Origin of the sequence: Solibacillus sp. FSL W7-1464 (assembly GCF_038004425.1) — a bacterium.
Lineage (GTDB): Bacteria > Bacillota > Bacilli > Bacillales_A > Planococcaceae > Solibacillus.
The window spans coordinates 815,869-839,176 of sequence record NZ_JBBORC010000001.1 but is presented as its reverse complement, the minus strand read 5'-3'; the positions used below and the strand labels follow the sequence as shown (position 1 = coordinate 839,176).

At 38.9% G+C, this 23,308-nt stretch carries 20 protein-coding genes; 5 read left to right on the top strand and 15 right to left on the bottom strand.

Features of this window, described 5'->3' with window-relative positions:
• Window positions 1–20: 20 nt before the first annotated feature.
• The 3 genes from MKZ25_RS03930 to MKZ25_RS03920 all read right to left on the bottom strand — a co-directional run bounded on the left by MKZ25_RS03930 (window position 21) and on the right by MKZ25_RS03920 (window position 5,891).
• Entirely contained in the window at window positions 21–1,370 is a 1,350-nt protein-coding gene (locus MKZ25_RS03930) for a TrkH family potassium uptake protein (RefSeq protein ID WP_340800239.1), read from the bottom strand.
• 315 nt (window positions 1,371–1,685) lie between these two features.
• Window positions 1,686–2,453, bottom strand: a complete 768-nt coding sequence (locus MKZ25_RS03925; RefSeq protein ID WP_340800238.1) for a TerC family protein — start codon at window positions 2,451–2,453, stop codon at window positions 1,686–1,688.
• Window positions 2,454–2,843: 390 nt separating this feature from the next.
• Window positions 2,844–5,891 carry an efflux RND transporter permease subunit gene (locus MKZ25_RS03920; RefSeq protein WP_340800237.1) on the bottom strand — a complete coding sequence of 1,016 codons (3,048 nt, stop codon included), beginning with the start codon at window positions 5,889–5,891 and terminating at the stop codon, window positions 2,844–2,846.
• Between the two features lie 213 nt (window positions 5,892–6,104).
• Between MKZ25_RS03920 and MKZ25_RS03915 the strand changes: the two genes are divergently transcribed.
• On the top strand, window positions 6,105–6,869 hold the full coding sequence (locus MKZ25_RS03915; protein ID WP_340800236.1) for an NRDE family protein: 765 nt from the start codon (window positions 6,105–6,107) through the stop codon (window positions 6,867–6,869).
• 106 nt (window positions 6,870–6,975) lie between these two features.
• Here the strand turns inward: MKZ25_RS03915 and MKZ25_RS03910 are convergent, their stop codons facing one another.
• From MKZ25_RS03910 to MKZ25_RS03900, 3 genes are all read right to left on the bottom strand, one after another.
• Entirely contained in the window at window positions 6,976–8,547 is a 1,572-nt protein-coding gene (locus tag MKZ25_RS03910) for a peptide chain release factor 3 (RefSeq protein WP_340800235.1), read from the bottom strand.
• Window positions 8,548–8,613: 66 nt separating this feature from the next.
• A complete protein-coding gene (locus MKZ25_RS03905; RefSeq protein ID WP_340800234.1) occupies window positions 8,614–9,174 on the bottom strand; it encodes a VanZ family protein in 561 nt (186 codons plus the stop codon).
• A gap of 76 nt (window positions 9,175–9,250) precedes the next feature.
• Complete coding sequence (locus MKZ25_RS03900; RefSeq protein WP_340800233.1) at window positions 9,251–10,720, bottom strand: UDP-N-acetylmuramoyl-L-alanyl-D-glutamate--2,6-diaminopimelate ligase; 1,470 nt, start codon at window positions 10,718–10,720, stop codon at window positions 9,251–9,253.
• Window positions 10,721–11,074: 354 nt separating this feature from the next.
• Between MKZ25_RS03900 and MKZ25_RS03895 the strand changes: the two genes are divergently transcribed.
• Window positions 11,075–12,376 (top strand): two-component system sensor histidine kinase NtrB, encoded by a 1,302-nt coding sequence (locus tag MKZ25_RS03895; RefSeq protein ID WP_340800232.1) that lies wholly within the window; start codon window positions 11,075–11,077, stop codon window positions 12,374–12,376.
• 3 nt (window positions 12,377–12,379) lie between these two features.
• Window positions 12,380–12,652 (top strand): ATP-binding protein, encoded by a 273-nt coding sequence (locus MKZ25_RS03890; protein WP_340802970.1) that lies wholly within the window; start codon window positions 12,380–12,382, stop codon window positions 12,650–12,652.
• Between the two features lie 48 nt (window positions 12,653–12,700).
• On the opposite strand, the gene MKZ25_RS03885 is transcribed toward MKZ25_RS03890, so the two are convergent.
• On the bottom strand, window positions 12,701–14,089 hold the full coding sequence (locus tag MKZ25_RS03885) for an aldehyde dehydrogenase (protein WP_340800231.1): 1,389 nt from the start codon (window positions 14,087–14,089) through the stop codon (window positions 12,701–12,703).
• Between the two features lie 316 nt (window positions 14,090–14,405).
• On the opposite strand from MKZ25_RS03885, the gene MKZ25_RS03880 reads away from it, so the two are divergent.
• Both MKZ25_RS03880 and MKZ25_RS03875 read left to right on the top strand, forming a co-directional pair.
• Window positions 14,406–14,558, top strand: coding sequence for a hypothetical protein (locus tag MKZ25_RS03880; RefSeq protein WP_008403534.1), 153 nt, complete (start codon window positions 14,406–14,408; stop codon window positions 14,556–14,558).
• Between the two features lie 186 nt (window positions 14,559–14,744).
• Complete coding sequence (locus tag MKZ25_RS03875) at window positions 14,745–15,173, top strand: hypothetical protein (RefSeq protein WP_340800230.1); 429 nt, start codon at window positions 14,745–14,747, stop codon at window positions 15,171–15,173.
• An 83-nt stretch (window positions 15,174–15,256) separates the two neighbouring features.
• Here the strand turns inward: MKZ25_RS03875 and MKZ25_RS03870 are convergent, their stop codons facing one another.
• From MKZ25_RS03870 to aroQ, 8 genes are all read right to left on the bottom strand, one after another.
• Window positions 15,257–16,081 (bottom strand): EfeM/EfeO family lipoprotein, encoded by an 825-nt coding sequence (locus MKZ25_RS03870; protein ID WP_340800228.1) that lies wholly within the window; start codon window positions 16,079–16,081, stop codon window positions 15,257–15,259.
• Window positions 16,082–16,094: 13 nt separating this feature from the next.
• Window positions 16,095–16,778, bottom strand: coding sequence for a class B sortase (gene srtB / locus MKZ25_RS03865; protein ID WP_340800226.1), 684 nt, complete (start codon window positions 16,776–16,778; stop codon window positions 16,095–16,097).
• A gap of 1 nt (window position 16,779) precedes the next feature.
• A complete protein-coding gene (locus tag MKZ25_RS03860; protein ID WP_340717466.1) occupies window positions 16,780–17,550 on the bottom strand; it encodes an ABC transporter ATP-binding protein in 771 nt (256 codons plus the stop codon).
• Between the two features lie 7 nt (window positions 17,551–17,557).
• A complete protein-coding gene (locus tag MKZ25_RS03855) occupies window positions 17,558–18,511 on the bottom strand; it encodes a FecCD family ABC transporter permease (protein WP_340800224.1) in 954 nt (317 codons plus the stop codon).
• Between the two features lie 147 nt (window positions 18,512–18,658).
• On the bottom strand, window positions 18,659–19,561 hold the full coding sequence (isdE, locus tag MKZ25_RS03850; RefSeq protein WP_340800223.1) for a heme ABC transporter substrate-binding protein IsdE: 903 nt from the start codon (window positions 19,559–19,561) through the stop codon (window positions 18,659–18,661).
• Between the two features lie 207 nt (window positions 19,562–19,768).
• Window positions 19,769–21,568, bottom strand: coding sequence for an NEAT domain-containing protein (locus MKZ25_RS03845; RefSeq protein ID WP_340800222.1), 1,800 nt, complete (start codon window positions 21,566–21,568; stop codon window positions 19,769–19,771).
• Window positions 21,569–21,588: 20 nt separating this feature from the next.
• Complete coding sequence (locus tag MKZ25_RS03840; protein WP_340800221.1) at window positions 21,589–22,374, bottom strand: NEAT domain-containing protein; 786 nt, start codon at window positions 22,372–22,374, stop codon at window positions 21,589–21,591.
• A gap of 312 nt (window positions 22,375–22,686) precedes the next feature.
• A complete protein-coding gene (gene aroQ, locus MKZ25_RS03835) occupies window positions 22,687–23,133 on the bottom strand; it encodes a type II 3-dehydroquinate dehydratase (RefSeq protein ID WP_340800220.1) in 447 nt (148 codons plus the stop codon).
• Window positions 23,134–23,308 lie beyond the last annotated feature (175 nt).

Below are 23,308 nucleotides of genomic sequence, written 5' to 3'. Positions count from 1 at the left end.
TACCTGTTTATTTAAATTAATTATCCGATTATAATCCGTTCTTTCGGATAATGATACTTCTTCTTCTGGGCAGAACCGCCGATTGAATACAGGAAAGAAATGAGCCCCACACGTCCTACAAACATGAGTACCATAATGACCATTTTTCCGAATGCAGTTAAGTCCCCTGTAATGCCGAGCGACATCCCGCAAGTTCCGAACGCTGAAGTAATTTCAAATATGACTTCCATCATCGTTGCACGGGATTCCGTAATAAATAGTATCATTGCAGCGCCGAGCACCATGATAATCGCAAAAATAAGCACTGCAAATGAACGGAATACATCGATTACATGGATTTCCCTGTTAAAAATCTGAATTTCCGACTGTCCGCGGGAAAATGCGATTAAAAACAAAATAACTATCGCAAATGTCGTTGTACGGATTCCTCCACCGACAGAACTTGGCGATGCCCCGATAAACATAAGCGCACTCATAAAGAGCTGTGTCGCCTCGTTAAATGAAGTAACATCATATGTTGTTAAACCGGCCGACCTCGTGGAAATCGATTGGAACATTGCCGAAAAAACAGCCTCATGCCATCGCATCCCTTTAAATGACTGGAAGGATTCAATAATAAAAATTACGACCGAACCGAAAATAAATAAAGCAACATACGTAAACGTCGTAACTTTTGTAAATAGGCTAAAGCGAAACGCCGGATCCTTCTTCGTCAAATAGGCCTTTACTTCAATCAACACAGGGAAACCGATTGCTCCCAGGAAGATTAAAATCATACAGACAAATTGGATGAAATAGTCGTGGTGAAATGGTTCCAGACTCATTCCCGTAATATCAAAGCCTCCGTTTGTTGTTGATGAAATGGCCGCAAACAATCCATTGATCGCCGCCTCTTCCCATGTCGCAAAATAACGTTTAAAATGAACGGTTAATATAAAAGCACCGGTAAATTCAATCATAAACAGCAGCTTGGCAATTTGGCGAATTAATGCAACAACACCCGATAAATTATACTGATTATGGTCAATCATGATAAGCTGACGTTCACGCATGCCGATTTTCTTTCCGAACAGCAGCCATAAAAACGTTCCGATGGACATAATTCCGATTGCTCCAAATTGCAATATGAGCAAAATCATTGCCAGCCCAAAGCTACTGTAGGTTTCTGCAACCGTGACGGTCGTTAACCCCGTTACACTAACCGCACTAACAGCCGTAAACAGACTATCCAGAAGCGATACGTGAACCCCTTCCAAATGAACCCCCGGAAGACGCAGCAATAGAAATGAAATTAAAATGGCAACAGAATAATAAGTGATTAAAATTTGAAAAGGCGTAATTTTCCTACTTTCGAACTTTTTAAAAGGCATATAATGGCCTCCGATAATTAATTACATTTTTTCTAGTATAATGAATAACCTTGAAAATGAAAAGAGGCCGGGACATAACCCAAAAATGCTATTTTTCTCTGAGGGAAAAATAGCATTTTTTTGCTGAGCGTTAAAATTGATTTCCATTCCTGGACGCTTTCCGCGGGCGTGGCCTGAGCCTGTAGTCTCAGGCGTCACGCTATTCCCGCAGGAGTCGCCCTGCATTCCAATCAATTTTGCAAAATATCCGTTTCTTAATAAAGGTTTTCCTTTTATTTAACGGTCATTCTACTTATGTCCCAGCCTGTAATTCATTTATTTTTCTGCTTTTGCTTTTTTGTTTTTGTACACACTTACTAAATAGCCGCCAACAGCAAGTCCAAGTAGCACGACCCAGAAGATGGATTTCCAAACTGTCGAATGCGGGAAGTGCGGATCGATAATGGCCAAGTTCTCGTGTCCTAAAGCCAATACAGCCAATTTCACACCTACCCAGCCTACAATTAAGAAGGCCGCTGTTTCCAATGTCGGATAGTCGTTTAGCAGCTTAACAAACATCTGCGCAGCAAAACGCATAATGACAAGCCCTATAAAACCACCAAGGAACATAACAGCAAATGGGCCGGCATTGATCCCGCCAATGTGGTAATCACTAATATGCGGTAATGTCATGGCAATTGCTACGGCTGCAAGCATTGAGTCAATCGCAAACGCAATGTCCGCAAGCTCTACTTTTAATACAGTCATCCAGAAACCAGAACCTTTGCCTTCTTTGATTTCCGATTCCTCATCCTGCTTTTTAAAGTGATTATCATATAGATGTTTTATGGATATGAATAATAGATAAGCCGCACCAAGCGCTTGAATTTCCCAGTATTTCGCTAAGAACGTAATAAGGAACAATGCGATGAAACGGAATACGAACGCACCGAATAATCCGTAAAATAATGCCTTTTTCTGTTGTTCTTTCGGTAAATGTTTAACCATTACTGCCATTACCACTGCATTATCTGCAGCTAATAGCCCTTCAAGGAATACTAATACAAGTAAGACCCATGCGTATTCTAATAAAATTGCTTCCATGAAATTTCTCCTCCTTATTATTTACTTGTACCCAATAAAATAGGCGTTCATAATTTAAATTTGAAAAAATATCCTTTTTGGCCAAAAAAGAAAAGACCTCTGCCTATGTAAATAGGCAAAGGTCTTGCTAAGCACATAATGCTATCACACCCGATGGCTCCTAACCATGTAATGACGAATGTGAAGTAAGTACATTTAAAGATAGCGCTTATCTAAAATGACAGGCTGCTACTTAAATCTCTTATAGCTACTCCCCTTTGACAAATGTCAATTGGATATTCAATTCAATTATATTGCTATTTTACCGATAACGTCCCGAAAAATCAAACGATTCTTCTATAATTCATCAGAAATATACATGAACGTGCAGTAAACACTTATTTTTTCAATCTATTCTTTCGCTTCTTTTTCAATCAAACTGTATATAATCGGTACGATAAATAACGTTAGAATCGTTGAACTGATAAGCCCCCCGATAACGACAATGGCCATTGGCTGATTCATTTCTGTCCCTTCGCCAATCCCTAAAGCTAAAGGTACCAATCCTAAAATAGTCGTCAAAGCGGTCATTAAAATCGGCCTCATACGATCCTGCGCACCGGTAACAACAGCATCGGTGATATTTAATCCAAGCTGACGTTTCTGATTAATATAATCAATGAGAACTATACCGTTATTTACAACAATCCCGACTAGTATAAGGATACCGATAATGGCTGTTACACCGAGCAAGGTATTGGTTACAAACAGAGATATAGCGACACCAATAATCATTAACGGGACACTGAACATCATAACAAACGGCAGCTTAAAGGATTCGAATTGAGCTCCCATTACTAGATAAATAAGAATGACAGCAAGCAGAATGGCCAGAATCATATCTTGTTTTGCACTGTCGAACAGCTCACGATCTCCGCCAAAAACAACTTTCGATGTTGCAGGAATACCCAATTCTTCAATCGCATTATCCACTTTCTTCGAAATGCCGCTAAGAGATTCGGACGTATTGTATTTGACAAATACGGCTACGGCAGATGCCTGATCCGATCGTCGAATAGCTGTTTGAGTTTCTTGTATTTCAACTGAAGCCAGCTGCTGCAGTTCGACAAACACTCCGGCATTTGTTCGAAGTTTCATCGTTTTAAGGGCTTCTACATCCTCGCGGTACGCTTTTCCGAAGCCAGTATATACACCGAGCACTTCACCATCTTCGGCAATGATCTGCGTTGTAAATGCACCTCGTGTCATCATATTGACGGTTTGAGCGATTTGTGCGGGCATTAACCCATATTGAAGTGCATCTTCACGATTTACTTCAACTTGAATTTCCTCCTGTACTTCATCCAAATCAGTTGTTACCTCGACAACCGAATTTATTTTAGCAAGATTTTGCTGAATGGAAGTGACCGTATTTTTCAGTTGCAGTTCATTGCTGTCTGTTACGCGGAATGTTAGAGAGTTAGGTGTCGATCCGGAAGAAGATGACAGTGAAAATGTCACTTCTGCACGCTCTCCGATTGCTTGCTGTACTTGTTTTTCAAATTGCTCAACAAACTCGAAAATAGAGCGATCCCGTTTCGATAATTCAACGAGCTTAACTGAAATTTCCCCTTCATTTTGTTCACTAGTACCTCGCGATAAAGATTGCTGATTTCCGCCAATTAAACTGACCACTACATCAACTTCTTCATACTGCTTTGCCATCTCTTCGATTTCCGAAACAATTTGTTCTGTTTTATCGACTGTTGCATTGTTCGGAAGCTCAACAGACAAGGAAACAAACCCTTCATCTGTTGGCGGCAGAAACTCGGTACCTGTTTTATATAATGTGAATCCGGATATTCCGACTAAGACGATCGTGATCGATAAAATAAGGGCTCGTCTCTTCAAACCCCATTTAAGTGCTTTCGTATAATTTCGATACAGCCAAGATTCCTGACGCTTTTTCACTACAGTCGAAGGTTTTGTACGTAAGAAGCGGCTGGCCAGCATCGGAACAACCGTTAATGCCACAAATAGCGAAGCAATCAGACTAAATGAAATCGTTAATGCGAATTCCACAAAAATTTGCCCGATTAACCCGCTTATAAAAATAACCGGTACAAAGACCGCAATCGTCGTAACAGTTGAAGCGGTAATTGCTAAAGCAACTTCCTTTGTTCCATTGACTGCCGCTTCTTTCGGATTCTCCCCGAGTTCTAGATGGCGTTCAATATTTTCTATTACGACAATGGCATTATCCACAAGCATCCCGATTCCAAGTGCAAGGGCACCCAATGTCATAATGTTTAATGAAAAGTCTGCAAAGAACATAAGCACAAAGGTAACGATGACCGAATACGGAATCGCAATACCAATTATAAGCGGACTTTTTATTCCGGATAAAAAGACGAAAAGCACAAGCATCGCGAACAGCCCGCCAAAAATAAGCGAAGAGCTAATATTACTTATCGCTAAGCGTACATAATCCCCCTGATCAAATAAAATGGTCGCTTCGACTCCATCATATTGGGGTTCGTCCAATAATTGATCAAGTTCCTTCTGAAAAGTTTCGGAAACACTTGCTGTATTTGCTCCAGACTCCTGTAAAACCGAAATTAGTACAGCCTGCTGCTCATTAGCCCTTGTAATTGTGTTTGTTTCCTGCTCTTTCCGTTCTACTGTCGCTATATCCTGAACCTTGAGCGCATCACCTGTTAGTGGATTGACCGAAAGCACCACATTCGCTATTTCTTCAGGACTGGTAAACAAGCTGACTACTCGAGTCGTCAACAGCTGATTCTCGTTTGTACTCAGCTCTGCTCCCGGCATCGAAATATTACTTGCCTGGATAATTTGCATAATATCATTTTGCGTTAAATTGTTCTGTTCAAGCTTATTTGCATCTAGCTCAATTTGTATTTCTTCAACAATTTCACCCGAAACGTTTACACTTGCTACCCCTTCAGTACGTTGCAATTCCTGCTCAAGTGATTCGGCGATTTGTCGGATATCGACATCCTCATTTTCTGCTCCCAGCGCCAATTGAATAACCGGAAATTGTGAAGGATCAAATTTTAAAAAGCTTGGCCTTCCCGCATCTTCCGGGAGTGGAACAAGATCAATTCGCTGTAATATATCGGTTTGTACGTCATCCATACTCGTTGACCAGTCAAATTCCAAAATTATCAGGTTCGAGCTTTCCAGCGATGTCGACTGCACCCGTTTAATCCCCGGCAAGGTAGCCAGTGAAGCTTCAAGCGGCTTAGTCACTTTTTCGTTTACTTCAATTGGACTTGCACCCGGATAGCTTGTCACAACAACTCCAATCGGCGGATTTAAATCCGGTATTAACGTAACCGGAATTTTAAATAATGAAACTGCGCCGAGTATTAACACAAAAATCATTGAAACAATTGTAAAAACCGGGCGCTTTATTGAAAACTTGCTTATATTCATCGATGGAAAGTCCTTTCAATTTGTCTTCATATTAATTAAAATTCGTGTAGAGCTACCTTTTTCCCTTTTATTATTTGACAAAAACTATGTTACTACAGCAAAATGTTACAAAAAATCATACAAGACAGGCAGAAGTTAATCAGCGGGTTCCAGTAAGTTTCAATCTGGTATTCCCCTTTTCTTGCCTAGAATACAATAAACGGGGGTCCATCTATGTGTTTAATTGCATTTTCCTATAAAGTCCATCCAACATATCCGCTTATCATCGTTGCAAATCGTGACGAATTTTATGATCGTCCGACAGCAGCCGCCCATTTTTGGGAAGATCAACCTGCGATATTAGCCGGGAGAGACTTACGCCAGCAAGGCAGCTGGATGGGACTGTCGAAAAATGGTCGTTTCGCTGCGATCACAAACTTCCGTGACCCGCGTCTTCCTGAAACCGGCCAGTTGTCACGCGGAGAAATTGTCCGTTTATTTTTAACTTCAACCGAACCGACAGAGTCTTTTATCCAGTCACTACGTTCAAAAAGAGATTTGTACGGCGGCTTCAATGTCCTGCTTTACGACGGTGTAGGCATGCATCATTACAATAATATTTATGATGAACACCGCATCGTGGAAAGCGGAATTCATGGTGTAAGTAACGCTACTCTCAATACACCATGGCCAAAAGTAAATACGGCAAAGAGTGTATTGGAAAATGCAATCGATAAAGATGCAATTGAAGTGAACACCTTAATTTCGTTATTGGAAAATAAGGAAGTCGCACAAGATGAAGTATTGCCAAATACTGGTGTAGGTATCCATCTAGAACGGTCCTTATCCGCTCAATTCGTTAAACTTCCCAATTACGGTACTCGCTGCTCGACGGCTATTGTTTTTCACAATAATGGGGAGATTGATTTTCTTGAACGTACATATGAGGACGGAAAGTATAAATTTGACCGGAACCACCATATAGTTGGGGAGGAATAAGCAGAGGGCCAGGACATGAAACTCCCAACCTTGCCTTGACCGTAAAACATAAATAACCCCGGCAATTTTCCTTCACGTAAAAATCGCCGGGGCTTTTCATATCTAATTATAGCAAGCTGTATAACTGTATATTTTCGTTTTTCTCAGAGAACCAACGCATCGCAAATTCATTTTCGAATAGGAATACTTTATTATCGAAACGGTCTTTAACAAGCATTGAACGTTGTGAGTGCATTGAATCTTTCACATCTTCTTCGTTCTCAATCCAGCGTGCAATCTTACTGCCGATTGGCTGCATGATTACTTCCACATTGTACTCGTTAATCATTCTGTGCTGGAACACTTCAAACTGTAATTGACCAACCGCACCAAGGATTACTTCTTCCGTATGCATTGTTTTGAAATACTGAATTGCGCCCTCCTGTACTAATTGCAGAACACCTTTTTGGAATTGCTTCCCTTTCATTACGTTTTTCGCCGCAACTTTCATGAAAATTTCAGGTGTGAATTGAGGTAATTTTTCAAAGTTGAATGTTTTCTTACCACCGACTACTGTATCCCCGATTTGGTACGTACCTGTATCGTAAAGACCGATAATGTCACCGGCAACAGCTTCATTTACTGTTTCACGATCATCTGCAAGGAACTGTGTTGACTGTGTTACTTTGAAAGTTTTACCCGTACGAGAAAGTGTCATGTTCATACCACGCTCAAATTTACCCGATACGATACGCACGAATGCGATACGGTCGCGGTGTGCAGGGTTCATGTTCGCTTGAATTTTAAAAATGAAACCAGAAAACTCGCCATGCTCTACAGGATCGATAAATTGCTCATCTTCTGTAATACGAGGCTGAGGAATTGGCGCAAATTTCAAATAAGTATCAAGGAATGTTTGAACACCGAAGTTCGTTAATGCAGAACCGAAGAATACCGGTGTCAATTCGCCACGGGCAATTTTGTCTTCCGAATATGCATTGCCAGCTTCGTTTAAAAGTTCGATATCGTCGATCGCCTGTGAATAATACGATGTTTTTTTCATGTCGTTATCGATAGCTAAATGCCCTTCATCATCAAGTGGTAAGTAGCGATCACCTTCTTCTACACGGAACTGCTCGATACGCTTGTTGTAACGGTCGTAAATTCCAAGGAATTCTTTCCCCATACCGATCGGCCAGTTCATTGGGTACGCGTTTATGCCAAGCACTTCTTCCAATTCTTCGATAAGCTCCAATGGCTCTTTCCCTTGACGGTCCAATTTGTTGATAAATGTGAAAATTGGAATACCGCGCATTTTACAAACTTTGAATAGCTTTAATGTTTGGGCTTCGATCCCTTTAGCCGCATCGACTACCATGACAGCCGAATCTACAGCCATTAATGTACGGTACGTATCTTCCGAGAAATCTTGGTGTCCAGGTGTATCCAGGATGTTTACACGGCAATCTGAATAATCGAACTGCATTACAGAAGAGGTAACCGAAATCCCACGTTGTTTCTCGATTTCCATCCAGTCAGATGTTGCAAATTTTCCGGATTTCTTTCCTTTTACTGTTCCTGCGTCACGAATCGCACCACCGAATAATAGTAGTTTTTCTGTAATCGTCGTTTTACCGGCATCCGGGTGACTGATGATGGCGAATGTACGACGCGCTAATATATCTTGTTCTAAAGTCATTAATTTCGTCTCCTTTTTTCATACTTTCTTATTTTAAAAGACAACAGTCATTTGTTACAACCTTTTTTACTTTGGCACGCTCATTTTACGTAATCTGCGGAATATTTTGAAGAGTACAAAGCCGATTACAATAGCGATTGCATTTAATAATACATCATCAACATCAATACTACGACCAATAAAATATTGTGTCCCTTCAATAAAGAACGGGATGGTGAATGCAACGATATGCATGATACGCCAGCCTCTGAATTTTTTCCATAGCAGCGGAATAAAGAAGCCAAAAGGAATAAACAGGACAATATTGCCAGCCAAATTATAAAATGCGATATTTGCCAAAGGTCCATTCAATTGGTCATAATACAGCATAATTGTTTGCAATGGGGTGAAATTACTGCGCACATAAACGGTCGAAGTATCAAAAATGATCTGTCCATTCGAAATATGGAAATTCGGTATAATCGTTTGTGAAAAAATACTGATGCTGTAAAAGAAGAATACGAGCATCAACAATTCGCGCCGCCCACTTCTTCGTTTATTTTTCATATAGAACATTCGCAATATGCAATAAATCGGGAAGCTCACAGTGCAGTAAGCAACCATACTTAATAAAAATGAACGGATCATTTTTGTCACCTCCAAAAAAACCCACCGCTAACGCTATTACGTTAACACGGTGGATTTGAAAAAATTATAGCATAGCCTATACAAATTTTAACTTTCCAGCTTCAATCGCAATTTTCGCATCACTATGCGGGTATTTGGTATTTTCGATAATTTGGTAGTCCTCATGACCTTTACCTGCGAAAATAATAATATCACCAGGGTTTGCTACACTTACCGCATGTCTAACGGCTTCCGCACGATCACCGATACAGGCATAATTTTTATGCTGCATGCCTTTTGCCAAATCACCCGTAATACTGTCATATTCCTCATAGCGCGGATCATCCGTCGTAAGGATAACATAATCCGCAACAGATGCTTTTTCTGCCATTGTCGGACGTTTTGATTTATCACGTCCGCCACCTGTACCAACAAGGAAAATCAGTTTATTTTCCGGTTTTTTATATGGCATTGCCGCATTAATCGCTTTTTCAATCGCATCCGGTGTATGTGCATAGTCGATGAACATTTGAATCGGTAAATCTGAGTCTACTTTCTCCATACGTCCTTTCACCGGCGGCAGCATTTCAATCTGTTCGATAATGACATCAATCGGGAAACCGCGAGCATAGAACACAGCTGTTGCTGCAAGTACATTGTAAATGTTAAATTCACCGAGTAAATGCATTGATACCGGGAATGTGCCCTCCGGCGTTTCCATATCGAATTGCGTCATTCCATTTCCGTAACTGCAGTTCACTGCACGGAAAATCGCTTTATTATGCAATCCGTACGTCCAAATTGGGAATGGTGTCATTTCCGCATAGCGCTCAGACCAAGGATCATCAGCATTTAAAACGACATGCTTGTTCTTCTCCAAGTCTTGTCCAAGCTGAGAAAACAACAAACCTTTTGTATTTCCGTAGTTTTCCATCGTACCGTGAAAATCCAAATGATCATGCGTTAAATTCGTAAATACCGCCACATCATAATCAACACCGGCTAAACGGCCTAATGCTAAACCGTGTGATGAAACTTCCATCACCATTGCACGGCAGCCTTCGCTTTTCGCACGGAAAATCATCTGTTGTGTATTTAATGAATCACTTGTCGTATTTGCCGATTCGTATAGCACACCATTTAAATTAAAACCGATTGTTCCGGACAATGCCGATTTTTCGCCAAGCCCGATTAATATATTATGGATAATTCCAGATACACTTGTTTTTCCGTTTGTACCTGTTACTCCGACCATCATAATATCCTTTGATGGATAATCAAAAAACTTTGCTGCTAAAATGCCAAGTGTACGTGTCGTATTTTTGACGATTACTTGTGCAATTTCTCCATCCAACTGTAATAGACGTTCTGTAACGATTACAGTTGCACCTGCATCAACTGCTTTTTGAGCATAATCATGCCCGTCCACTGTAAAACCTTTTATACAAATAAATAAACTGTTTGGCTGTACACTGCGCGAATCAATCGCAATATCGGTAATCAGCTTCGGTAATTGACCTACGACTTTTTTTTGCATCAGTGTACTTAAAAGTTCTTCTGCATACATAATTCTTTCCCCCACACTTGCAATATAATTGCGAATGATAATTTTCTTCTATGTACTAATCATCATACTGTGCATAGATTGAAATTTCCACGCTTTTCAACAACTGTAATGTTTCCGTATAATAAACATGTTTGCAATATAAGGACTTTGGACATATAATACATAAGTTCAATTTTCTCATTAATTACTTTATAAACAGAAATTAAGAACTAAAATTATATTAAGATAAAGACTCCACTTTGTTCACTTATTTTATTTATTTATACGATATATCTATCATATCAAAATTCGCCATTTATCGACATCATGAATTACTGTATCATTATAGTTAATATTACTTATCCGAGGTGTTTTATGCAGCAACATGAAATTTTGAATAAGCGAAATCTTCTTATGATAATCACCTATATTTTTTCCGCTATTGTATTTGCTGTTGTAATTACTTCACAGCTTTTAAAGCATCAGCCTGCTTTTTTGATTGTATGTGTTGCAAGTAGTCTTCTGCTCGTGGCGTTTTATTATGTTAAATTGCCGCCAAAAACCCTTCAAATAATTATTATCGTCTGTTGGCATTTACTTGCTTTTCTTTTTAACTTTCAAAGTGTTAGCATTATTACCTTTTATGCATTTCTTTATATTATCGCAATTTTAACAATTTACCGTTCATCATTAATTTTAACTATTAATATAATTTTAATACTTTTGGAGATTTTTATTTTATATAAGTTATCATTTTTCTCATTTTCATTATTTAATTCACAAGACCATTTCCTGTTTTTCAGCTTTTTAATAGTAATTTGTATTGTAAGTATTGGTCAAAGCTTTTTCATTAAGCACATCTGGATGAAACTGGAGAAAAATGCGATTGATCGTGAAAATTATTTGAATTCCAAACACGCCTATTTAAACTTGTTTTTTGAACAGGCAAATGATGCAATTGCAGTATTTGATTTGGAGGATCGGGTTATTGCCGTCAATCCTGCATTCGAAAAATTGTATGGCTGGTCCAAGGAGGAAGCTATCGGGCGTATTTTACCGCTCATCCCCCCGGAAAACGAGGAAGAATCAAGGCAAAGAAAAGTAGATCTGATGCTCGGCAAGAAATATCATCTGCATGAAACAACCGATATGAGGAAGGACGGCACTTTTTTTGATGCACAAATCTCATTGTCGCCTATTATAAGTCCTCATGGTGAAATTATAGGTTCATCTGTAATTTCGCGGGACATTTCCTATATTAAAGAAACTGAAAATCTGATTTTACAGTCTGAAAAATTAAAGCTTGTCGGAGAGCTTGCCGCGGGTGTTGCTCATGAAATCCGCAATCCGATGACAGTCATTTCCGGCTATGTACAAATGATGAACGAAGATTCCGATTCTCCTTACTATGAATATACAAAGCTCATTCAAAATGAAACAGAGCGAATTGAATTAATTTTATCGGAGTTTCTTGTATTATCCAAACCTCAGGCAAACCAGTATGCCCCAATTAATTTGGCGGAAGCTTTATCAGAAGTTGTCCAGTTTCTTCAATATGAGTTCCATTCAAAAGCGATTTCTTTGAAAATTATCAATGAATTTTTGAACATTACAATCTTAGGAAATAAAAATCAACTGAAGCAAGTATTTATAAATTTATTCAAGAATGCGATTTAAGCGATTAATGAAGATGGCTCTATTACATTGGAAGTATGCAAAAGTAAAGATGCAAAGGAAATCTATATCCAGATTATTGATACTGGATGCGGTATTCCGCCACATGTGCTGGATCGAATGTTCGAACCTTTCTATACGACGAAAACAAGTGGAACAGGGCTCGGCATGATGATCATCAATAAAATTGTACAAGATCATCAGGGCTCCATCCAAATTAAAAGCAAGCAGCATGTCGGTACTGAAATATTATTAACATTTCCGATAATGACAGAATAATAGCAGAAGGCTTTCCTGAGTTTTGCGGGAAAGCCTTCTACTATTACGCTATTTCATAATTGTCCGAACAAGCTTCACTTTTTGTTTATATGGAGGATATAGCAAACTATTAGCCAGTTTATTAGAACGGTGCATAATTGATTTCGGGTGTGTAAAGTTTTCGAAACTTGCTTTCCCGTGATATGCTTTCACACCTGAAGGTCCTACTCCGCCAAACGGTAAATGAGTATTTCCGACATGTGTAATAACATCATTTATACAGCCTCCTCCAAAAGGAAGCTCTTCTAAAAAGTAATTGATTGCTTTTTCATTTTCCGAGAACAGATAAGCACTTAATGGTTTCGGCAATTGACGGATTTCATGAATCGCTTTTGGTAAATTCTCATACGTCATGACCGGTAAGATCGGGCCAAACAGTTCATCTTCCATGGAAGGTCGGGCCCACGTAATATTTTCCAGTACGGTCGGTTCCATATATAAATCTTCTCGGTCTGTGCGGCCACCAAATGTGACAGTATCCCGTTCATTATCCAAAATAGCCTGCAGACGGTCAAATTGGCGTTCATTAATAATACGCCCATAGTCCTGACTTTGCTGCGGATCATCACCGTAAAATTCTTTAATTGCTTTCTTAAGAAGTTGCGTAAATTTTTTTGCAACGCTTGTATGGACAAGAACATAATCGGGTGCCACACATGTTTGGCCTGTATTATTGAATTTTCCCCATACAATCCGCTTCGCAGCTACATCCAAATCTGCGGTCTGGTCAACGATTGCCGGACTTTTTCCACCCAATTCCAAAGCAATTGGTGTAAGACGTTCTGCTGCTGCTTTAGCAACAACCTTTCCAACCGCTACACTTCCCGTAAAGAATATATAATCAAAAGATGCATGAATTAAAGCTGTAACCTCATCCTTTTCTCCTTCTACAACACGTACATATTCAGGAGAGAATACTTCCCCCAAAATTTTTTTTACAATAAATGCTGTATGTTCGGCAGATTCTGATGGTTTTACGATTGCTGTATTCCCTCCGATAATCGCCCCGATCAATGGCTCCATAATCAATTGGAATGGATAGTTGAATGGTCCAATAATTAAGGTCACTCCATATGGTTCACGTACAACATAGCTTTTTGCTGGCTGGAAATGAAGCGGAGTTTTGACAGGCTGCGGTTCCATCCAGCTGTTTATATTTTTTAAAAAATAGGAAATACTATCATAAACTATACCAATTTCAGTTGTGAATGCTTCAAACTCGCTTTTTCTTAAATCCAATGCTAAAGCTTCGATTACTTGCTCTTCGTATTTTTTGATTGTCTCTTTTAATTTAACGAGCTGTTGTTTACGAAATTCTACATCTTTTGTAGCGCCCGTAAAATAAAAGGCGCGTTGATTTTCGATCATTTGTTCAACATCATTTGCAGTAAAATTCATTTTTTTCATCCTTCCCGAAATTAATATCCGTGACCTATACAGAAATCCAGCTTCATTCATGAACGACTTAAAAAATTGACCATTTTTTCCGAATGAAGATAAATGTATGCATAAATTATAGCTGTTCACACATATTAACTATAGTAATAACTACTACAAAGTTTATAAATTATCCTGCTAAAAAAAGGAGGCTATATGATTAAATTGTCTTAATTTTTAAAGAAATGTTTATAAATAAAGGCATATGGGAATTTCATAACTAAATAATCGAACATAATAAGTAATGTAAAACAATCGTACAAGGAGGCTATATAAAATGATTATTACTGAAACTTGGTGGGGCGAGATTTTTTCCGGGCCATTATCTATTGGATTAAACGAACAGAAAGTTAAACAACTTGAGGATGAATCATTTTTATACTTTGACGAATTTGTTGCTACAATCCCTAATGAAGAACAAAATACTTAATATTTAAAAGGACTGTCACAATTGGCAGTCCTTTTTAGTATTTTTTTATGGCATAATGACTATATAATAGTGATTATTACGCTAGTTTCATAGGAGGTTGTCCTTATATTAAATAAATTGCTGAAATTTATGTTAATCGCCTTACTTATTTTTGTTTGCGCTGTTTCATTACAATATATTATAAAAATGAAGAATTCCGATGAGGAAGAAACCATTATTGAAGCTAAGGCATCAATGACCCAGGAACAATTGAAAACCCACACTATGCTATTGCTGACAGAAATTGTGCTGAAACAGTTTGTCGAGAATATTATGCTGAATATCGAAATAATACCGGTGGATGAGAAGCAAAATGTTATCGTCTCACTAAGGGCATCAGAATTTCTTAATGAAAACACACTTCTGAAAGATAGCTATAACGTACTTAAAGAAATCCAGCACATGGAGGAAATAAATGATATTACACTAAAGTGGTTTATGCCTGTAAATAACAAAAATACGGAAATACTTACTGTCATGTTTGATGATGAGGCATTAGTTGCTTTCGATGAAATTTCGTATAAAGACATTCCCCAGGCATCCACTCAGTATATAAAGCATGAGCATTTGGATTAACATAAATCCTCAAAATAAAAAGCGGTTCAAACTTTACGTATCGTAAAATTTGAACCGCTTTATTTTTATGCCTGTTTATTTCTTTATTTAATCGAATCATTCATTTCCTGTAGTGCCTTTTCGACATTAGTCACTGCAGTGATGAGCTCCTGTTCTTGTTTTGCCGTAAAGAGATTATAGTTTACATAATCTTCTTTTCCTACTTCGTAGTATGCTACTATTTCGTTTAATGCGGTAACTGCTTTTGATGCAGCATCGGCACTTTCAGTAGAGACACGTGGTACAAACACTTCCAGTAAATCTTCGGCTGCTTCTGTTTGTGCTTTCACCGCATATACTTCATTTCCTGAAATGCTCGGTGAAGTTAGTCTGTTATTTGCCATGTCCTGAAACATTTTTATAGCTGAAGCAAGGACATTATTTTCCGAAACATCAATTGTCGCAAAATCGCCTTGAAGTGACTTTACATCGGCAACTAGTTCCTCAGCAATTTCTTCGTAACCTGCTGTCTTCTTCTCACCAAATAATCCGTATGCTATACGTTGAAAACCTGCCGTATCCGTTTCTTTTCCTTCAACAAGGTCGCCGTTTATTTTTTCATCAAGCTCTTGGAAACTCGGTGCAAGGGGCTGTAGTCGCTCATAATACATCGTCACTAACGGATACAACTTCTGTGCGTCTTCCAGCTTTCCTTCTTTAATAGCAACCGCTAAAAGCTCGGTATCTGTTGAAAAGCTGTCCATTTGCCCTGCTAAAAGCGATTTAAACTGCTCTGCTTCTGCACTTACATCGATTACTGCTTCCTGTTGTTCCACGGGTTCTGTTACTTTTTCTTCTTCTTTTTGCCCACATGCCGCCAATACAGATACAGCAAGTAAAGCAGTCATTAATTTTTTACTGTTTTTCATCTTACTTCACCTCTTATTTTTCTAGTTCGACTACTTTTGCATGAACGACAAAACGTTCCTTGTCATTTTGTGATGTCGTGCATGTCGAAAACGTAACAATTTTATCGGTAGCCATTACATGAACCGGCAATTTTATATCGGAACGCTGTTGAATTTCCTCTAAAAACTCCGTATATGTGTTGTCTGTAAATTGTGTTTCAATATAATAAAATTCAGTCGTCGTTTCATATGCGGCAAACACATGCAATGCATAGCGCTTGTCATTTGTTTCATAGTAAAAAACAGGATGGGCTTCTGCATATGCCTGCTCGCTAAACTTAGGTAAATCTCCGAACATCGTACCATTGCGTAAAACATGCCCGTAAAAAATCGTATGCCGGTCTCCCATTACTTCATTGCGAAAATCGGCAAATATGCTACCGCCACGACTTTTCTCGTCCAAATAATTATGTGTTAAGTAAAATTCATTATTATTCCTTTGCAAAACTGGGTTATTAAGACGGGTATTTTCCAATGTGAGCCAGCCGATTATATGATCGTTTTGCTGTTGAAGTGTAGCTAGCTCACTTTGTTCGACAATTTGCCGGGCATCTTGCAGCTCGTTTTCCATTTCCTGATAGCTGAAAAAATAACGGATAATAATTCCCGCGCAAATAATCATAACAATGCCACTTACAATTTGAACAATTTTACGCATATTAAATACTTAACGGCATCATATATAACCCGAGCTGCTCATCTTCATGAAACACCGAATTGACCCCGTATACTTCCTTAATAACTTCTTTTGTAATAACATCGCGCGGTGCACCTTCTGCCATAATTTTACCGGCTTTCATCAAAATAATGTGGTCACTGTAACGGATGGCCTGATTAATGTCGTGCAGCACCATCACAATCGTCAAGCCGTACTGTTCGTTCAATTGCTTAACGAGCTCCAGAAGTTCAAGCTGATAGTATATATCCAAATACGTTGTCGGCTCGTCCAGACACAGTATTTCCGATTTTTGTGCAAGTGCCATTGCGATCCATACACGCTGCCGTTCTCCACCGGAAAGTGCCGATAAATCATTATGCCGTTTTTCCAGCAGATTCGTACAAGTAAGCGCCCATGTCACGGCCTTTTCATCTTCTTCCGCTCTCTTTTTGAATAACGAAGTATGCGGCATCCTTCCGTACATCACGAGCTTCTCCACCGTTAAATCTGAAGGAATATCATTTTGCTGATAAACAATCGCCAATTTCTTCGCAAACTCTTTCGGCTTATATTCCACCAAATCCCGGTTTTCGAGTGTTGCCTTGCCTTCGAGCGGTTTGTTGTTTCGTGACATAACACTTAGCAATGTGGATTTCCCGCAGCCATTCGGTCCTATGATTGTCGTCACTTTTCCTTTTGGAATGGTGGTCGATATAGCATTTAAATGACGGGTCATCCCATCATGGGAAACAACTACTTGTTTAATTTCCATATTGGTGTCACTCTTTTCTAAGTAGGAATATGAGGAATGGTCCTCCGATAATGGCCATAATCGTTGATGCCGGTATTTCCATCGGGCTGAACATCGTACGTCCAAGCGTATCCGCCAATAAAATAATAAATGCGCCAAGCAGTGCGGTAAAAGGAATTAACACTTTATGATCATACCCGACAAGTCGACGCGCAATATGCGGCACTAAAATCCCGACAAATGAAATGACTCCTGCCACTACAACAGAAGCAGCAGCCAGCATTACGGCAACCGCCGCAATGAGTATGCGGGCACCTGTTACATTAAAACCTACACTTTTTGCGGTTTTATCCGATAATACGAGCACATTGGATGAAGCGTATAAAATAAACGCAAGAAGTAAACCGATTGAGCCATATGTAACGATTAACGATACATCATCCCATGTTTTTAAGGACAGGCTTGACGTAATCGCGCCTGTTGCCGATGCACCAAAGCTAATCATCGCTTCCGTAAGCCCTGAGAACATCGCATTGATTGCAATTCCGACTAAAATTAACTTTAACGGATTGAGCCCTGACTTCCAGGAAAGGAGGAAAACGAAGAAACATGCAAGCGCACCCCCGATAAATGCTGCAATTGGGGTGAAGAAAAATAATGTCGGAACAAAGCTTACGATAAATAATTTTGTAAATGCAGCTCCCGCAGATATCCCGATAAATCCGGCATCCGCTAATGGATTTCGCATAATTGCCTGCAATAATACACCGGCAACCGATAAAGCAGCCCCGGCAAATATCGCAACGATGATTCTAGGGAAACGCAAATCCTTAATCGCAGCCATATCCGCATTATCGGCATTGAAAAAATTCGTTATAAAGTCGATAAATGACATCTGTATACTGCCTGTTGTCGCAGCATAAATGATTGTTATGACAAGCAATACAGTGACAGCGATAAAGCTCATAATTTTTTTGGTCACAGAAAACATCCTTTATATGATGAAAAGCAAAACCTCCCTCAAGACTCTGCTTTTCCAACATTGTTATTGATAAGTGATTCTTCAATCAGTAGAGGGTTAATCTCCCGCATATCCTTTTCACCCAGCTTAAGTCTAAAGGCCGGGGTCTTATGGATAAAATATTTCTACTAACTGATTGAGTGCTTCCGGTACATTCAATGCTGCTGTCGTACCAAATAGTTCTTCCTCTAAATCATATACTTGTCCATTTTTCACAGCATTAAAATGTTTCCACACATCATTTTTGGCAAATTCCTCGTCAAACATTTCAATAACTTCAGCCGGCATACCGTGCGATAAACGTAAAATAATATCAGGATTCGATGAATATAGATGCTCTGTATTCGATGGCAAGTATTCTGCATCCTGGCCAGCCATGACGTTCTCCCCGCCTGCAAGTCGTACTAAATCACCTGCATATGAATTTTCGGTCGCCACTAAATAACTGCCTGGTACACCTAGTAAAATGAGTACGCGCGGCTTTTCTTCATTAGTTGCTGCAACCTCTACCGCATCAATTTCAGTCTGTAGCTCATCATTTAAAGCCTTTGCCTCATCGACACGATTGTAGCGTTCACCAAGTGCTGTAATTTCACCCATCATCGCTTCAATACTTGTTAAATCAACAAAATCAACAGGAATTCTCAATTGCTCAAATTTATCCTTTAAATCGTATTCCAATGTGGATACGGAAAGCACTTCAGTTGGATTGAGTGATTTGATGATTTCCGCATCCGGATTCATCGCATTTCCGATATTCGGAAGATCGTCAAAACGCGCCGGTAAATCTTTCACCGTATCCGGAATTGCGACCGCATCAAGATTCAGCCGATCCAAAATTTGTGCAATGACAACCGTTCCCGCGATAATGCGATGCTCCTCTTCCACTGCTGAGGCCTGTTCTGTTGCAGTATTGTCAACGGCGATGGTTGACTCCGCTTTTTGTTCACTATTTCCGCATCCCGCAAGTACTGCCATACTCAGTGCGAGACCGATTAACCACTTTTTCATTAATTTTTCCTCCTAGCTGTTTAAACTGAAGTAAAATTTCATCCTGTCCCAGATGGAAGTTTAGTTCAATTTAAGCGTAGCGTCTGCACTGTCCTTACTTAAAAATAGGATTGGGGCTGTATTAAAAGCCTTAGCTTTTAACACAACCCTACCTAAAATCGTATTAGCTAATGGCTTTTTGTAATAAGCCATTTACGTTTCATTGAATTATTTCTTTAAACCGTCAATTACTGTTAACGTATTGTTTAAGATTTTTGCCATATGAGAGCGTATTAGTTTGTTTTCCGGATTGAATTTCCCTTCATAACCAGAAATAATACCTAATTTTTCTAACTCAGAAATTGCTTTTGATGCTTCCACTTCTTTTGGCATATCAGAGAAGTTTGCTGCTTCACCGGATGCTTTATAGCCGTTTTTCTCTAATAGACGGTAAATCATTAAGGCCGCTTGTTTACGAGTTATATCTTGTCCAGGTGCAAATGTAGTAGCTGTTTTGCCGTTGATAATGCCGTAACCGTTTAATGCATTGATTGCAGTTATTGTTTCAGCATCGAATTTTGCGATATCAGAGAAGTTCGCTTTTGCCGTTACATCCAGTTTTAATGCACGGTTTAGCATTAGCGCGAATTGATAACGTTTCAAATTGTTGTCCGGGTTGAACTTGTCTGCCGCTTTGAAAATCCCTTTATTGTATAGGTTAATAATCGCATCTTTATTGCCGTTGTTTGCGATATCTTTAAATGGTACAGTAGCCGTTTGGCTGTCACCGAATTGTAATTGTACTTTATGAACGCTGTCGTATTTAACCGGACCTTGGTTTACAGAAAGGTCAATAGTCGCTGTGTAAAGTTTAGCAAGATCTTTAACAGAAACAGTGTAGACTTGTACATTATTATTCTCTACGATTTCTTCTGATTTTAATGCAACTGTAGCACCTTCCACTTTAAAGTCATTGATCCATTGACCTTCAGGGAATGTTACATCAACATCATAGCCGCCTTCAGTTGCAGTAACTGAAACTGTCTCTTCAAGGTAACGGCCATGCATGATTGATAATTCCTTTGTTCCGTCTTTATATACATATACTGGTTCTGTTTTTGCTTCCGGAGCAGCAGGTTTTGTTTCAGCCGTTGGTAAGTCCAGGTCAGCTGTTTCGATAGCAAAGCCGAAGTCATGTGACATCGCGCGACCTGCAACATCAAGATCGATTTTTGCCGAATGTAAATCACTAATTGAATCAATGTCAAAACTTAATACACGAACATCGCCTTCATTTGCTGTTCCCGATAAAACTTTTGCCTCTTTACCTTCAACAGAAATATTTTTAATGAAATGATTTGATTTAGCAATTGTAGAAATTTCTACTGAATACTTTCCTTCATTTACTACTAATTTTGCATCAGGGGAAAGCTGACCAGTAATCGCAGTATAATTTCCTATTTCCCCCTTATACGCATCCCATTTCACATCATAAATACCATCTGCAACTGATTCAAATGTTTTACCAGCTGTGAATAGTTTTTCTTCAGCAGGTTTTGTTGATTCAGCTGGTTTTTCTGAACTTGCTCCACCAGTGATAGAATCTTTATTAGGTGTTAAAATTGCTGTCGAATCCATTACATTTGGTCCCATTGCAATTTTCAATTGAATCGTTACTGGTTCGAACTTCTCATTAACAGGTATGTAAATATGCTTTTTGCCACCATGTTCAACTACTATTGTCTTCCCATCAACAGTGGCTTCAGTAATCATTGCTAGTACTGCGTCACTTGTTAAAACTTCAATATATTGCTGACCATTCATTTCCAGTAAATTACCCGGACCTTTAATATAGTTTGCCAAATGTTTTGTAGTATCTTCCAAAGTGAAATCAATCTTTTTTGTTACTGCTTCTGTTGTCTTTGTTTCTGTAGTTGTGTCAGCAGAAACTGCCATTGCAGGTACGATTGCTGATGTAGCAAGTAATGATGCTAATAATGCTTTAGTTGCTGTTGATTTGTTTGCCATTCTTAATTTCCCCTATCTGTCTATATAGTTTTTGTTTTCTTTGTACGAATGAATACAACTGCTGCTACGATGAATAATATGATCGCCATTAACGGCAATTCATCGCTCGTCTCCGGATTTTCTACTACCTCAGAATCTTCAGCTTGCTTCGTTTCAGTTACAACTTCTTCATCTGTCTTTGTGGAATCATCTGTCTTTGTGGTTACTGTTGTTGCTGTTGTTGCTTGCTGTTCGGATGAATCTTTATTTTGCTTTTCAGCTGATGGTGCTGTTGTATTTGAAGAAGTATTACTTCCTGACGACTTTGTCGGTGTTTCTTTTGGTGCCGGAGCTGTTTTTGCCGGTTCCTGCTTTACTGTTTCTTTAGGTTCCTCCACCTTCGCTTCAGGTAACCCTCCGCTGTTAAATACAAAATCTACACTATAGCTGTGATGGTAATCAATATCATCAATGTCGATTTTCATCGGTATTGTCACTATATTTGCATTGGATATAGCAAATTGCACTGTGCGCTGGTCTGCAGCCTCATTTGAGCCGATTATTTTCGCCCCACCTGGAGGATTAAACTGTGTAACCCAGCTACTGTTTTTAATCGTAAGCTGCATTGTCATTTTTCCGTTATTTACAATTAGCTTGGCAGGCTTTAAAAAATAGTCATTTGCCATAGAAGCCGAATTGCTGCCGGGTTTATTTACTTGATAACTTACATCATATGTACCATCAGCAATCGCTGCAGATGAATTATTTGGTAAAGTAAACGCTACCAAAATTAGAGTAGCAAAAAATATGAAGAAACCTTTTTTCACACTATTTCTCCTCCTTTTCTATATAATATTAAAAATTTCTAATAGAGAATAATTCTCAAACCAATATATAGCATGCCATAAAGTGGCCTGTTTCTCAATTGATAATATTCTCATTTGTAATAAATTTATTTCTTTTGACAGTAAACTTCATTAATTTGTCGTAATTGCAACTTAACAAAGTTTTATACATTCATATATTTCCAATGAAAAACAATCCATATACATATTAGATTTACAGCGATTACAGAAAAATTCGAGCGATTTCCATTAATAGAAATCGCTTAATAGTTTAATGCAATTTTAATTTTTTCCTCAATGATTATTTTTTATTGCCTGCACTGCTGCACGAATACCCAGCAAATAGCTTTCTTTGCCAAAACCTGATATTTGACCTGTCACAATATCCGCAAACACAGATTTTTCACGGAAGCTTTCACGTGCATGGATATTGGACATATGTATTTCCACGGTCGGACCAGTAAAAATATCCAATGCATCCCGAATTGCATAACTGTAGTGAGTCCAAGCACCAGCATTCAGGACAATTCCGTCAACGCCGGAAAGGAATGCTTCATGGATTTTCTCTATAAACTCACCTTCATGGTTCGTCTGGAAGGTTTCCACTTCTACTTTCAGTTCATTCGCCAGTTCCTGAATGGTTTGATTGATTTCCTCCAAAGTTATCGTTCCATAATGTTCAGGATCACGTTTCCCGAACATGTTGTGGTTAACACCATGCAACATTAAAATTTTTGTCATCATTCTTTCCCCCATAGAATAAATTTCCGATATCTAGTTTAAAGCTAAATAATTCTTGCCATACCATCATACCAATCACATTGTTACCTGTACAACTTGCTTCTTCAACATGAGCTATACGTGGAAAAAAACCTCCCTTTATGCGGAAAAATGCAAAAAATAAGCGGAATTGAAA

Bases quoted from the DNA above. Each gene is read 5' to 3' on its own strand.
- MKZ25_RS03925 (WP_340800238.1), bottom strand. From the start codon at position 2,453: ATGGAAGCAATTTTATTAGAATACGCATGGGTCTTACTTGTATTAGTA.
- MKZ25_RS03915 (WP_340800236.1), top strand. From the start codon at position 6,105: ATGTGTTTAATTGCATTTTCCTATAAAGTCCATCCAACATATCCGCTT.
- MKZ25_RS03910 (WP_340800235.1), bottom strand. From the start codon at position 8,547: ATGACTTTAGAACAAGATATATTAGCGCGTCGTACATTCGCCATCATC.
- MKZ25_RS03870 (WP_340800228.1), bottom strand. From the start codon at position 16,081: ATGAAAAACAGTAAAAAATTAATGACTGCTTTACTTGCTGTATCTGTA.
- MKZ25_RS03845 (WP_340800222.1), bottom strand. From the start codon at position 21,568: ATGGCAAACAAATCAACAGCAACTAAAGCATTATTAGCATCATTACTT.
- aroQ (WP_340800220.1), bottom strand. From the start codon at position 23,133: ATGACAAAAATTTTAATGTTGCATGGTGTTAACCACAACATGTTCGGG.
- MKZ25_RS03860 (WP_340717466.1), bottom strand. From the start codon at position 17,550: ATGGAAATTAAACAAGTAGTTGTTTCCCATGATGGGATGACCCGTCAT.
- MKZ25_RS03905 (WP_340800234.1), bottom strand. From the start codon at position 9,174: ATGATCCGTTCATTTTTATTAAGTATGGTTGCTTACTGCACTGTGAGC.
- MKZ25_RS03900 (WP_340800233.1), bottom strand. From the start codon at position 10,720: ATGTATGCAGAAGAACTTTTAAGTACACTGATGCAAAAAAAAGTCGTA.
- MKZ25_RS03880 (WP_008403534.1), top strand. From the start codon at position 14,406: ATGATTATTACTGAAACTTGGTGGGGCGAGATTTTTTCCGGGCCATTA.
- MKZ25_RS03895 (WP_340800232.1), top strand. From the start codon at position 11,075: ATGCAGCAACATGAAATTTTGAATAAGCGAAATCTTCTTATGATAATC.
- MKZ25_RS03875 (WP_340800230.1), top strand. From the start codon at position 14,745: ATGAAGAATTCCGATGAGGAAGAAACCATTATTGAAGCTAAGGCATCA.
- isdE (WP_340800223.1), bottom strand. From the start codon at position 19,561: ATGAAAAAGTGGTTAATCGGTCTCGCACTGAGTATGGCAGTACTTGCG.
- MKZ25_RS03930 (WP_340800239.1), bottom strand. From the start codon at position 1,370: ATGCCTTTTAAAAAGTTCGAAAGTAGGAAAATTACGCCTTTTCAAATT.
- srtB (WP_340800226.1), bottom strand. From the start codon at position 16,778: ATGCGTAAAATTGTTCAAATTGTAAGTGGCATTGTTATGATTATTTGC.
- MKZ25_RS03920 (WP_340800237.1), bottom strand. From the start codon at position 5,891: ATGAATATAAGCAAGTTTTCAATAAAGCGCCCGGTTTTTACAATTGTT.
- MKZ25_RS03885 (WP_340800231.1), bottom strand. From the start codon at position 14,089: ATGAATTTTACTGCAAATGATGTTGAACAAATGATCGAAAATCAACGC.